This is a genomic window from Pseudovibrio sp. Tun.PSC04-5.I4, from assembly GCF_900104145.1.
In the GTDB taxonomy this organism is placed as follows: domain Bacteria; phylum Pseudomonadota; class Alphaproteobacteria; order Rhizobiales; family Stappiaceae; genus Pseudovibrio.
This window is the reverse complement of record NZ_FNLB01000001.1, coordinates 295,573-308,227: the sequence shown is the minus strand read 5'-3', so window position 1 is coordinate 308,227 and position 12,655 is coordinate 295,573. Positions and strand designations below refer to the sequence as shown.

The following is a 12,655-nucleotide window of genomic DNA, read 5'->3' as shown; positions in this document are numbered from 1 at the left end:
ACACGCTGTTCTATGGGATTACCAGTGAAAATTTTGAGGATTTGGATATCCCTGTGGGTGGTGGGAGAAAACTGGCTTAAAAGCAAACTAGTGGAGAGTGACCATTAAATATAATGGGGAAATTCTGAGGATTGCGACAAGAACCAATAGGACACTAGGTTCTTGTTCTGTTGTTCATTAATTTCAGAGCCACTATTTCCATGTATTGGCTAGAATCTGCTGGAATATTCCGGGAATGCCAACGAACTATTTTTGATTTTCTGTTTTGGAAATAGCTGTTTGTGCTGGGGGGCATGATTGATGCGTTTGTTGTCGAGTTTGCTGCGATCTTTTGTCAAACGTGGTCAGATGCGTGTATTTGATGTAGCCGGGATGTTGCATACGTTTGGATCAGGTGACGACGGTCCTACGGTGACAATCCGGTTGCACGACAAGAAGTTGTATCGATCCTTGTTCCTGAATCCTGAACTTGCCGCCGGTGAGGCGTATATGGACGGCACACTGACCATGGAAGAGGGATCATCCTGCTATGATTTCATGTTCCTGTTCTCGATCAACCGCGCACCGCTTGGCGCGCACCCGGTCCAAAGCCTGCTGCGCAAGGGGTGGAAGGCAATCCGGCGTCATCAACAGAAGAACAACGTGGAACGCGCCAAAGCACAGGCGCGCCATCACTATGACCTGTCTACGGACCTCTACCGGATGTTTCTGGATGATGGGCTGAATTACAGCTGCGGATACTATCGCATGCCTGATGACAGTCTGGAACAGGCTCAGGATGCCAAACTCACGCATCTGGTGGCGAAACTCGACTTGAAGGCGGGTATGAGAGTTCTCGAGATTGGGGGCGGCTGGGGTTCACTCGCGATTCGCATGGCGCAGGCCGGTGCCAAAGTAACCTCGCTTAATGTCTCACCGGAGCAGGTGACGATCGCCAAGCAGAGGGTTGCCGAGGCTGGTGTTGAAGACAGTGTTGAGTTCGTGCTGAAGGATTACCGCGAATTTGAAGGCAGATTCGACCGGGTGATTTCCGTTGGTATGATGGAGCACGTCGGGATTGGTCATCTGGATGCATACTTTGGCAAGATTCGTGAGTGTTTGACCGATGAGGGGTTTGCGGTGATCCATTCGGTTGGGCGGATGACCCCTCCTGGCACCACAGGGCCCTTTATTCGCAAGTATATTTTCCCGGGTGGATATGTTCCGGCCTTGTCAGAGGTCTTTGCCTCAACGGAACGGCTTGGCCTTTGGGTGTGTGACACCGAGATTTTACGGTTGCATTATTATTACACCATCCGCGATTGGCGAGCGCGGTTCGAAGCACGCCGTGAGGAAGCTAAGGACCTATACGAAGAGGCATTTTGCCGGATGTGGGAGTTTTATCTTTGCGCGGTGGAACTGGGCTTCCTTCACGGTTCCAACATGGTATTTCAGCTGCTGTTGTCGAAGGAACGCGATGCAGTGTCGATCCTTCGTGACTTTATCGTCGACAACGAACGGACCATGAATGGTGTAGCAGAGGGACAGTGTTCCACAATTCAAAATTAACTTACAGCTCGCCCTTACTCATTAAACTCATGTCGTGATTACGCACTCGAACACGGGACGGACAAGCGCGGCCATTTTATGCCACACGACCCATTTAATGCGTATTTTTACGTTAAAATTATTTCATTTTTTCCGAAAGATTCTGCTGCTCATACTGCAATAAAAAGTTGTTATTATTTTTGGAATATTTGTCGCTAGCGCAAATTAACAATAAGTAGTACTGAGCGCGAGAATAAATACATCTAACAAGCAATATAAAAATGAAATGAACATTAAGTATATGTCAATATCTAAGAAACTATCTGCAGTTATTACCGTGTTTACACTTAGTTTATTTGGGATTGTATTGCTTTCTCTAATAAACCTTCAAGATAATCTTGAAGTAACAAAACGCGTGGAGTTAAACAGCGTCGTTGAAATTGCTATTGCGCAAATAAACCAAAAATATAAAGATGCTAAAGCAGGTCTTATTTCCGTGGAGGAGGCAAAGAAGCTTTCCATCGAGCAACTGCGGAAAGTTCGATATCAGGGGAATAATTACTTCTTCATAACCGACAAAAACCACAACAGAGTTTTGTCGATGCTTAACCCGGAAAAAGAGGGTCAAAGTTCCTATAACACTCAGGACACAAACGGCGACTACTACGTACGTGACTTGATAATTAAGGGCACGAATGGCGGTGGCTTCACCAGCTATACAATCGCAACCAACAATGGGGAGATTAAGCCAAAACTCGCGTATTCCCAAATGTTTGCGTCTTGGGGCTGGGTGATTAGCTCTGGTGTTCTGTTGGAAGATATTGATGCTGCTTTCTATTCCGCAGCTTGGAAAGCTTTGACCAGCTCCAGCATACTCGCTCTGTTTGCAATCGCCCTTGCAGTCGTCGTAATCCGTTCGGTTGTCAAACCGCTCCTGGCGCTTAATTCTCAAACCAAAGCTTTGGCGCAGGGTGATCTCAGTGCAGAAATCACTGGCCTTGAGCGAAAGGATGAGCTTGGCGAGTTGAGCCGCTCCCTGAACCAGTTCAAACAGTTTTCTATCGAGCGTGAGCAGCTTCAGGAACAAGCCAACGTCACCGCAGAAGAACGTGCAGGGCGCGAACAAAAGACAGTCCAATTAATCGCCGCTTTCTCTGAAAGTATGGCCGCGCTTAACGTCGATATTGGGAAGAATTTTGAAATACTGATTTCAACAGCTGATGGCCTGACAGAAATAGCAGAGCATTCGTCAGCTCAAACAACGTCAGCAGCAGCAGCGGCTGAAGAAGCCTCAACGAATGTTCAAACTGTTGCATCAGCTTCTGAAGAGCTTTCCGCTTCCATCGAAGAGATAACCCGACAAGTTAGCAAAACAACACAGGCGATCTCCAATGCCTCTGAAGCTGCTATCGCGACAAACGATAAGGTGGCTAGTCTGGATGTCGCCGCACAAAAAATTGGAAACGTTGTTACTCTCATCAAGGACATCGCTGAGCAGACAAATCTGCTTGCATTGAATGCCACGATTGAGGCTGCCAGAGCTGGTGAATCCGGTAAAGGCTTTGCTGTTGTGGCCTCAGAAGTGAAAGAGCTCGCAAGTCAGACGTCAAAGGCGACAGAGGAAATTTCTCAGCAGATCTTGAGTATCCAGGGTTCTTCCAAGGACGCTGTTCAGGCCATTGCAGAAATCACGGGTACAATTAACGAGATCAACGAGTTTTCTCAGTCAATTGCGGCGGCGATGGAGCAGCAAGGCGCTGCCACAAATGAAATCAGCGGCAATGTTCAGCAAGCGGCCTGCGGCACACAAGGAGTTGCAGAGAATATGAGTAAAATCAACGCAACGGCTGATGAAACCAACAATTCGGCTCAACACGTACACCACGCCTGTAATCAGTTAAACAAGAATGCACAGGAGCAAGTGCAAATTGTTGATACTCTTCTGGAAGGTGTCCGAAACACATAGCATCAACTAACTGCTTGATATGGTAAACTTGGAGTTGGCATAATGCAGCAGGTGTTGTGCCAACTTATTTTAATGATATGCGATGCCAGAGATGGGTGCTGCCAGGCCGTGTTGCCCAATTCGTCTTTGACGGGTATTTGGCCTTGATGTTGTTGTGTAATTCGAAATTAGCTTACAGGTAGCCTTTAACCGTAAAATTAAGACATATAAATGCGCTCGAATGCCGGACGTCTCATGACTGTCATCCTATTAAGAACGAAGACACCAACTTTCGCATCTATCCTCTGAATGCCAATTTTTCGGGAACTGAGGGTAGGTCGGCCACTTGTTTAAAGCGCCTCACTATGGTTTCACCCCGCACCCGCGGACTGTATTCGGTCTGCTGTTGCCAAGCCATTCTGCCACCTTCTTGAATAGTAAGTCTATCCAGGCCACACTCGGTGGGAATGGTTTCAGCCTGAGGTCTAGGCACGGTGATTTAACTTAACTTTCACATTAGCAATGATCGTTAAGCTTAGCACGCGACCTCAGCTCCGACTAGCTATAAGCGTCACCGTTTCCCTCTCAAATTATCGCCCACGTTGTTTGCCTTTTCCATCGTTTCACATCAGCCGGCGAGAAGTGGGGGAAATGCTTCTTGAACGCGGTATTGAAGTCTTTTATGAAGCCATTCGCCGCTGGTGCATCAAGCTTGTGTTAGCTTATATCCGGTAGCTGCGGCGAAAGAAAGCCAGCGCTACCGATGTCTGGCTTTTGGATGAAATGGTGATCATGATCCAAAGCGAGGACTATAATTTGGGGCGCACCATTGATCAGGACGGCCATGTGCTCGGTGAAATTTTTCAAAAATAACGCAATACCAAGGCCGCGAAGCGTTTGCTTATCGATCTTTTGAGGAAGCAAGGCGCCGTGCCCAAACGGATGGTCACTGACAAACTGAGATCTTACGGTGCTGCGAAATGCGCGGTCATGCCAGATGTTGAACACTGGTCACACAAAGGTTTAAACAACCGGGCCGCGAACTCGCATTTGCCTTACAAAAACGGGAGCGAAGGCTGTAAAGGTTCAAATCTATAGGCCAATAGCAAAGGTTTCTGACCAGTTTTAATCGAGCGGGGTTGAGTACATGGTGCTCTCGACCAAGCGGAAGTATTGACGCGAGATCGTGTCTGTTAAACGGTTTTCGCTCCGAAATTACGATGAACACTATTAGGATCATCACGAAGAGCGGTACTGCCTGAATTATTATTAGCCAAAAATTCATGGCATCCCTAAGTTCAATTGATTGTGTTTACTCTATAAATAGTAACTATTTACAGTCGTTTCTATTGCGCCGCGGATTTCTTATAATATTACTTAACTTCATATTCTATTTGAACATTTAATATTACGCCACTTCAAGATACCTGTCGCTTAGATTATCCGCCAGTGTGTCTCTCGCTTCTCTGATCTTCGCCTCCGCAGCGCTGAGTGCCGGGGAGCCGCTGCATTCGATTGTTATGTGAAACGTGTATATTTTTACTCCGTTGCCACGGGTTGGTAAACATTGGGACATATAAAGCAGATAATTCCGGTCGTTCCTGTGCGCGTGCTATTAGCCCGGATGGGGTGATTATTGCCGGTGAGGCAGAAGCGGAGACAGGCAATTCTCAGGCATTCAAATACACCGATGCCGCTGGTATGATTGACCTTGGAACCCTAGCTACGAATAATGCTGGAAAACCCTATGCAAATGCTGTGAGCGGCGATAGCTCTGTCATCATTGGTACTGCCTCAAATAATGCCGGAACAGACCGTCCCTTCATATACGCTACTCAGATGCAGGATCTGCTAAATGTGCAGGTCTCCAAACAGCAAATAGCCGTTGATCTTGCTAGTCTCGTTCAGCAATCTGGCACACAGACAAAAGCTTTGCGCGCACAGTATACCCCTGTTGCTGCTGGCAAAACCTACAGCCTTGGTGTGCAGGGGCTTGCCAGTTTGCAAGGTCCAGATGCCCAGAGCGGCAACGGCTATGCACTTCTGGCCAGCGGCGCACTGCGCCTGAGCGATAACCTCCAGTTTGGTGGCAACGCGAGTGTGCAACGTATCGATACTGTAAAGCAGGCCAGCAAATTTGGTGTTGGTGGCGGCACTGGTGTGTTTGCTCAATACAGCTTTGCTGAAGGCCGGATGAATGGCCTCAGCTTGCGGGCAGATGCAGCTTTTACCAGGGCAACTTATACGCTCATTCGTGGTAACGGACTGGATAATGTGCAACAGGATCAGGGCGATGCAGATGTAAGCTCTATCAGTGCAGGCGTCCAGGCGCGTTATGATTATCAGCTGGGTTCAGACCTGACAGTCTCTCCGTTTGCAGGTGGTTACTTCATCCGCAGCGAACGCGGCAGCTATGTTGAGAGTGCCGCACTGGATGCACCTGCAGCATTTGCAGGTGTTACACAAAAAGAATTTGTAGCTGAGTTTGGTTTAAGCAGCGCTTTCGCGGTTACAAGTAAGCTGAGTGTTTCCGGTACCGTTTCAGCGGAGGCTGACCTTTACGCGGATGCCTCTGAGATCTTGTATTCCGGCGGGTCATCGGCTAATGTTACAGCTGCATTTGCAAAGCGCAATGCGTTTCGCCCATCTGCTGGTGCAGAGCTCACCTATCAGTTTAAGGCAGGGCCGGTGGTACGTGTTGGAGGCACAGTGTCACGGGCAACCTACGGCCAAAACCTGGCAGGAATCCTAAGCGCAAAGCTGTCCATGTTGTTTTAATCCCCTCGGGATCTGTAGCTATGCCCTGTTCGCTGCTGCTAAGCTAGGCGACCAGTTTGTTTGAATGGAAAGAGTATCCCTATCAGTCCGTGTTGGATTGGTCTCAGGCTGCGGGCTGGGGGCAACTGTTTGGGCGACGGTATAATGATCTCCACGCCCTAAGAAACTGAGCAACGCGACTTACTCACATCATCCGCTCGTAAAGATCGAACATAATCCAGAGTGTTCCGCCGACCATCAGGAAAATCAGAACACCTGCAAAACTCATGGCGAGAATGTTCTCGATGGGTGTTCTGCTGTCGATGCCCAGAAAGTAATGCAGGTGAACGCCGACCTGAATAAGCGCTGTGGCTGCGATGATGCCGAAGGTCAGTTCTACCGGAAGGGCCATGGTCCACACGGCTGCAAACGCTATAAACGTCAGCAGTAAAGCGAGGATAAACCCGGTGATGAGCCTCTTTGCACTGTGAGTTTGGGGGTGCATCTTTTTCTCCTAAATAAGCCAGCCGGGCATGTAGACGATTGAGAAGATGCCGATCCAGACGATATCCAGAAAGTGCCAGAACAGGCCGAGGCGGTGGAGCCGGGATTTTACCGGTGAAGTAAGCCCTTTGAGGATAATCTGGCCGATCATGGCCATGATGCCGATCATACCAAGGCTCACGTGAGCCCCATGTGTCCCCACCAGCGTGAAGAACGAGGTCAGGAAGCCACTGGTCTGCGGGCTCGCACCGGAGTTGATCATGCCAATGAATTCAGCCAGTTCCAGCGCGATAAAGCCAGAGCCGAACACAAGTGTCACGATCAGCCAGAAAATCACCCGGCCTTTATGCTCGGTGATAGAGGCGAGGGACGCAAAACCAAACGTGACGCTTGAAAGGAGGAGAAGCATGGTTTCTGCAAAGACATGTTTGATGTCGAATATGTCGATGGGTACTGGCCCTGCGGCGGTGTTCTGGAACATCACAACATAAGTTGCAAACAGAAGCGAGAAGATGATCGCATCCGTCATCAGATAGAGCCAGAAGCCGAAGTCTCTGATATCTAACGTGTCTTCCGTTGGTCCGGGGGATCGTGTGGTCTTGGGACTGTAGGTGGTCATGACCAGAAATCCCCCTCTGATGGCTTGTGGCCTTTAAGTGCTGTAAGGCGGGTATTTTCTATGGCGGCGACCTCGGCAGCGGGGATAAGGAAATATGTATGATCTTGCGAGGCGCGCACTATCAAACACGCCAGCACACCAACGAAGGAAAGGGCGACCAGCCACCAGATGTACCAGGTGACCGCAAAGCCGATGAGGAAACCGAACCCGCCAAGGAACACGCCGATGCCACTGTTGCGGGGCAGGTGAATGTCCTCGTAGTCCCGCGCAGGGGCATAAGCGATGCCGCGCTGTTTCATATCCCAGAAGGCGTCAAGGTCCTGAACCTCCGGCACTTTAGCAAAGTTATACTCGGCAGGCGGAGAGGATGTTGCCCATTCCAGCGTGCGTGCGTTGTAGGGATCGCCAGTGACATCCATGTTCTGCGCCCTGTCACGAATACTCACATAGAGCTGCATACCCTGACAAAAAATCCCGGCCAGAACGAAGAGTGCGCCAATGCCTGCGACGATGAGGTAGGGCTGCCATTCTGGCATGTCGTAACGTTCCATACGGCGGGACATGCCCATGAAACCAAGGGCATAGAGCGGCATGAAGGCGAGGTAAAAGCCGATGAGCCAGAACCAGAATGTGCGCACACCCCATTTCTCATTGAGCATAAAACCGGTTGCTTTGGGGAACCAATACTGGAAGCCCGCGAAGTACCCAAACACGGCTCCGGGAATAATGACGTTGTGGAAGTGTGCCACAAGGAAGGTGGAGTTATGCATCAGATAATCTGCGGGAGGGATTGCCAAGAGCACCCCGGAAACACCGCCAATCACAAAGGTAATGATGAAGCCAATGGTGAATAACATGGAGGGGTGAAAAATGATCCGCCCCTTGTACATGGTGAACACCCAGTCAAAAATCTTTACACCCGTTGGGACGGCGATAATCATGGTGGCAATGCCGAAAATCGCATTCACATTGGCGCTGGAGCCCATGGTGAAGAAGTGGTGCAGCCAGACCGAGAAGGACAAAATGGTAATAACTGCAGTTGCGTAAACCAGTGAGGTGTAACCAAAAAGCTTTTTCTGACAGAAGGTTGCAGTCACTTCAGAGTAGATGCCAAAAGCGGGCAACACGAGGATATAAACCTCAGGATGACCCCAGATCCAGATCAGGTTGGCGTAATTCATCATATTTCCACCAGAACCATTGGTGAAAAAATGAAACCCGAGAACGCGGTCCAAACCAAGCATGGCGGCAACAACTGTTAGGGCGGGAAAAGCAAATGCCATCAGGATGCTGGTGCATAACGTGGTCCAGGTGAACAATGGCATCTGCATCAGGCGCATGGTAGGGGCACGGCACTTTATGATCGTAACGATGAAATTAACCCCCGTCATGGTGCTGCCCACACCACTCACCAGCAGCGCCCAGATCCAATAATCGACGCCAACACCGGGGCTGTATTCTGCACCGGAATAGGGCGGATACCCTGTCCAGCCCGCTGTCGAGAATTTGCCAACCACGAGGGATGCCATCACCAGTGCAGCGCCTGCAGCTGTCAGCCATAGGCTGATGGAGTTCATGAACGGAAAGGCCACATCCCGCGCGCCAATTTGCTGCGGTACGATGATGTTGATGAGTCCGGTCAGGAACGGCATGGCCATGAAGAAAATCATGATGGTGCCGTGGGAGGTGAACACCTGATCGAAATGTTCGGGCGCAAGATATCCATCATTGTTAAGGGCGATGGCCTGCTGTGAGCGCATCATCAATGCGTCCACAAACCCGCGTACAAGCATGACGAGTGCCAGTGCAATGTACATGATGCCAATGCGCTTATGGTCCAGGCTTGTCAGCCATTCCTCCCAGAAATACCGCCACTTACCGAAATAGGTGACAAGGAGGAAGATGGCCAGTCCGCCCAGAACGGTAACGGCGGCACCGCCCGCGGCGATGGCGCTGTAAAACGGCAGGGAGTCAAACCCTAGTCTTCCTAGCATGGTTTATCCCCCTCGCATGATGGTAGAGCAGGCGCGGGTGTGTGCCTCCGAAGCGGGGGAGGCGTGCGCTTGGCGTATTTGCGTAAAATATCGTCAAAGAGATCTTGTTTGACCCACGAGAAGTATTCGACGGCATGCCCAATAGTTGGCTTGGCCAACTGTTCATAGGCAGCAGTCGTGAGCGGCTTTTGATGCATTTTGGCTTTCGCAACCCACGCCGCAAATTCTTCTGGCGTCATGGCCACGGCTTGGAAAAATTGCATCGCAAAGCCGTCTCCGCTGTACTGGGTGTTGCGCCCACGGAAGGAGCCTGTCTCACTTGCCATCAGATTGAGCTGACTGGTCATTCCCGCCATGGCATAGATTTGTCCCCCCAGTGCGGGCACGAGGAACGAGTTCATGACCGTATCCGAAGTTAGCCTCATGCTGACGGCCTTATCAACGGGGAAGGCCAGTTCATTAACGGAGGCAATGCCGAGTTCTGGGTAGATGAAAAGCCATTTCCAGTCCTGCGCAACGACCTGCACATTTATGGTGTTTTCCGGCGTGGCGATCTTCTTATACGGGTCTAGTTTGTAGGAATAAGTCCAGACCAGGTATCCCAGCGTGATGATGATCAAAGCTGGAATAGACCAGACGAACACCTCAATAATGACGGATTTGTTCCAGTCTGGCTTGTATTCGCCGGTTCCCCCTTTGGCGCGATACCGCCAGATGAACCAGAAAACCATCAGGTACACGGGAATAACAACGATCAGCATTATGAAAAATGCAGTGTAGAGGAGATCGCGTTCAATCAGTGCGATAGGACCCTTGGGGTCCGCCACAGGGGAAGTCTGCAATCCGCAACCTGCCAGGAGAAGCAGAACGATCAGCGGAGTTATTCCCCATTTGAAAATGTTTAGAAATGAACGTTTCATCGGTGTCCTGCGCAGGATTGGTGACCTTACGGGGATCATTCAAGAGCGCGGGGATTACAGAAGCTTTAAACCTAGGCTCAGACGAGCTGAGACCCCCTATATTTCGGGAGAAGGGAGCCCCGGAGATATCGCGATACAGTTAAATCTGTTCCCGCAATCCCCTCAAACTGGTCCTATGTTTTTGCTGGTGCTTTAAGAGCTTCCAGCATTTCACCCATTTTTTGGTGCACCATGTTCACCGCTTTCAAGGGCCGCAACATGACCTTGAAGTCGTCAATCAGACCCTCGTCGTTCCAATGGATCATATCGACCCCGTTGATGAGAATGCCGTCCACTTCTGTCTCAAATTCCAGCACCGCGTTTTCGCCGCAATCTAAAATACGGGTGTATTTAAAGGAGTTGTTGACGCCAAGCACCTGCGCAGCGCCGTAAAGGTACATGACGGTGATCTGTTGTCCACGCTGCGGAGTGTGCACCACAGGGCTGTAAAACACGCAGTCCTTAGCAATCAGGCCCGTTAGTTTTTGCAGGTCTTTGCCGCTTTCCATTAGTGCCAGCCACTGTTGCAAGCCAGCCGAATACTCAGTGCTCATATATTTGTCCTCCCTCATCTCACCCTTTATTCCCGCTCGACAACCGGAAATTGTAGGGCACTAACCAGTCAAACTCATATTGACGTAATGGTCAACTAAGCGATGGTCGCAAAATATTTTGGGGGACTAACTGGCAAGGTGCTTGCGGATTGATGAACGCGGGTCAACGGTTTTATGGGGTTTCATTATGTCGATGTTAGAGGGCTAAGTGGTAGAAAAATAATAGGAAAAATTGTGTTTGCGTGGATTTTGAAAGGTTTTCGGTTTTTTTGCGTTTTCGTAAGTTCTTTTGCGTTTCAAAAGTCAGCGCATAAAACACAAAATCAGCGCGAGCCATGCAAGTAAAACAAACAGCAAAGAGGCAGCAGCCCATGCCTGTTTCGGCTCTCTATAAACCGCCTGCACCAACGCCTTGCAAGCCGCTGCGAGGCTTGCGCTTGCTCCGTCTTTTCTGGTCTCGGAACGTTCTTGATCTGATCCCCGAGGATTTCTTTAACAGTCCTATGGAGCGGATCTGCTTTACGCGGCGACCTTGTTACCTTGTTAACTGTCCGAAACTGGTGAATGAGGTGCTGGTCGAAAAGCGCCTGTTTTTTCCAAAATCAGATGTGATGGTGGATACGCTCAGGCCGGTGATTGGGGACAGTACGATTATCGCCAGTGGGCCGAAATGGGAGGAACAGCGCGAGATGATTGCGCCGGTGTTTTCTCACATTGGCGTGCGAAGTTCATACAAACATATTCAGGATGCCTGTACGGAGTTTCTGGCGCATCTGGATCAGGTCGCCAAGTTTGACAAAGTGTTTTCTCTGCAGGAGGAAATGAGCCGATTAACGGCCGATATTCTTTTTCGGACAATTTTTACTCATCCCATTGATAGCATCAGGGCCCGTAAAGTGTTTTCGCTGGCCATGCATTATCAGTCCATCACCACCACATGGGCGCGGAAAATGATCCTGCGCGGTGCACCGGGTGAAACGAAACGGGCCATGCCGAAGCAAGCCATTGCTTTGCGAGATCAGATCCGTCTGTCCCTGAGGGAGTTGGTGGATGAACACACGGCAGATCGCCATGGCCAGCATGACGATATGTGCCAAAGATTGATGGATGCACGCCATCCGCAAACCGGTATGCCTTTTAGCAAGGAGCAGCTGGTTGACCATATTGCTACGTTTTTTCTCGCGGGACATGAAACCACCTCAGCGGTTTTGAACTGGGCGTTCTTTATCCTCTCCGAACGGCCTGATTATACGGAACGCATTCGCCGGGAAACGGACAACGTGACCAGCGGTGAGGTGATCGAATACAAGCACCTGCCAAGGCTGAAGTTCACGCGAAATGTTTTCCGCGAAACCACGCGGCTTTATCCACCTATCGCGTTTCTCACCCGTATGGCGTCAGAGGAAACGCAAGTAGGAGACCATAAGGTGGCGCAGGGGAGCCTTATTATTATCTCTCCGTGGGTTGCGCATCGGCATCGCACCTATTGGAATAATCCTGATTATTTTGACCCAGACAGGTTTGAACGCAATGATGACCCTATGACCAGAGCCTTTATGCCGTTTGGCATTGGGCCGCGGGTGTGTGCCGGTGCCAGTTTTGCGACCGTTGAAGCCACGTTGTTGTTGGCACGGCTGACCCGTTATTACAGCTTTAAAACCATCAATTCGGAGGAGGTTTATCCGGAAACCGGAATTTCTCTCAGATCTGCATCTGAGATTAAATGTAAGCTGATCAAGCGTGGCCATGTTTCGGAATACCAAGCCCAATAATCGGCATAGGAAGTCTCGGGTGGT

General features: G+C 50.0%; 11 protein-coding genes. 5 read left to right on the top strand and 6 right to left on the bottom strand.

Annotation, left to right across the window (positions count from 1 at the left end):
• The first annotated feature begins 300 nt into the window (after positions 1–300).
• Together BLS62_RS01395 and BLS62_RS01390 are read left to right on the top strand one after the other, a co-directional pair.
• Positions 301–1,548, top strand: a complete 1,248-nt coding sequence (locus BLS62_RS01395; RefSeq protein WP_093175743.1) for an SAM-dependent methyltransferase — start codon at positions 301–303, stop codon at positions 1,546–1,548.
• 346 nt (positions 1,549–1,894) lie between these two features.
• The gene (locus BLS62_RS01390; protein WP_159436454.1) at positions 1,895–3,493 is read left to right on the top strand and encodes a methyl-accepting chemotaxis protein; all 1,599 of its coding nucleotides are present in this window, start codon (positions 1,895–1,897) and stop codon (positions 3,491–3,493) included.
• A gap of 696 nt (positions 3,494–4,189) precedes the next feature.
• Here BLS62_RS01390 and BLS62_RS32735 read toward each other — a convergent pair.
• Positions 4,190–4,480, bottom strand: coding sequence for a hypothetical protein (locus BLS62_RS32735; RefSeq protein ID WP_093175735.1), 291 nt, complete (start codon positions 4,478–4,480; stop codon positions 4,190–4,192).
• On the opposite strand from BLS62_RS32735, the gene BLS62_RS32730 reads away from it, so the two are divergent.
• Both BLS62_RS32730 and BLS62_RS01380 read left to right on the top strand, forming a co-directional pair.
• Entirely contained in the window at positions 4,403–4,570 is a 168-nt protein-coding gene (locus BLS62_RS32730; RefSeq protein WP_348271855.1) for a hypothetical protein, read from the top strand. The genes BLS62_RS32735 and BLS62_RS32730 overlap by 78 nt on opposite strands.
• 459 nt (positions 4,571–5,029) lie before the next feature.
• Positions 5,030–6,250 (top strand): autotransporter domain-containing protein, encoded by a 1,221-nt coding sequence (locus BLS62_RS01380; RefSeq protein ID WP_159436453.1) that lies wholly within the window; start codon positions 5,030–5,032, stop codon positions 6,248–6,250.
• Positions 6,251–6,434: 184 nt separating this feature from the next.
• Here the strand turns inward: BLS62_RS01380 and BLS62_RS01375 are convergent, their stop codons facing one another.
• From BLS62_RS01375 to BLS62_RS01355, 5 genes are all read right to left on the bottom strand, one after another.
• The gene (locus BLS62_RS01375) at positions 6,435–6,734 is read right to left on the bottom strand and encodes a cytochrome o ubiquinol oxidase subunit IV (RefSeq protein WP_093175727.1); all 300 of its coding nucleotides are present in this window, start codon (positions 6,732–6,734) and stop codon (positions 6,435–6,437) included.
• 9 nt (positions 6,735–6,743) lie between these two features.
• Positions 6,744–7,352 (bottom strand): cytochrome o ubiquinol oxidase subunit III, encoded by a 609-nt coding sequence (cyoC, locus tag BLS62_RS01370; RefSeq protein WP_093175723.1) that lies wholly within the window; start codon positions 7,350–7,352, stop codon positions 6,744–6,746.
• Positions 7,349–9,346 (bottom strand): cytochrome o ubiquinol oxidase subunit I, encoded by a 1,998-nt coding sequence (gene cyoB / locus BLS62_RS01365; RefSeq protein WP_093175720.1) that lies wholly within the window; start codon positions 9,344–9,346, stop codon positions 7,349–7,351. Before cyoB ends, cyoC begins: the two co-directional genes overlap by 4 nt.
• A complete protein-coding gene (gene cyoA / locus BLS62_RS01360) occupies positions 9,340–10,266 on the bottom strand; it encodes a ubiquinol oxidase subunit II (RefSeq protein ID WP_093175717.1) in 927 nt (308 codons plus the stop codon). The genes cyoB and cyoA overlap by 7 nt, the downstream gene beginning before the upstream one ends.
• 173 nt (positions 10,267–10,439) lie before the next feature.
• Complete coding sequence (locus tag BLS62_RS01355) at positions 10,440–10,859, bottom strand: hypothetical protein (protein WP_093175713.1); 420 nt, start codon at positions 10,857–10,859, stop codon at positions 10,440–10,442.
• A gap of 371 nt (positions 10,860–11,230) precedes the next feature.
• Between BLS62_RS01355 and BLS62_RS01350 the strand changes: the two genes are divergently transcribed.
• Positions 11,231–12,631 (top strand): cytochrome P450, encoded by a 1,401-nt coding sequence (locus BLS62_RS01350; protein ID WP_093175710.1) that lies wholly within the window; start codon positions 11,231–11,233, stop codon positions 12,629–12,631.
• Positions 12,632–12,655 lie beyond the last annotated feature (24 nt).

Coding starts and splice junctions, on each gene's coding strand:
- BLS62_RS01395 (WP_093175743.1), top strand. CDS start 301: ATGCGTTTGTTGTCGAGTTTGCTGCGATCTTTTGTCAAACGTGGTCAG.
- BLS62_RS01375 (WP_093175727.1), bottom strand. CDS start 6,734: ATGCACCCCCAAACTCACAGTGCAAAGAGGCTCATCACCGGGTTTATC.
- cyoC (WP_093175723.1), bottom strand. CDS start 7,352: ATGACCACCTACAGTCCCAAGACCACACGATCCCCCGGACCAACGGAA.
- cyoB (WP_093175720.1), bottom strand. CDS start 9,346: ATGCTAGGAAGACTAGGGTTTGACTCCCTGCCGTTTTACAGCGCCATC.
- cyoA (WP_093175717.1), bottom strand. CDS start 10,266: ATGAAACGTTCATTTCTAAACATTTTCAAATGGGGAATAACTCCGCTG.
- BLS62_RS01355 (WP_093175713.1), bottom strand. CDS start 10,859: ATGAGCACTGAGTATTCGGCTGGCTTGCAACAGTGGCTGGCACTAATG.
- BLS62_RS01350 (WP_093175710.1), top strand. CDS start 11,231: ATGCCTGTTTCGGCTCTCTATAAACCGCCTGCACCAACGCCTTGCAAG.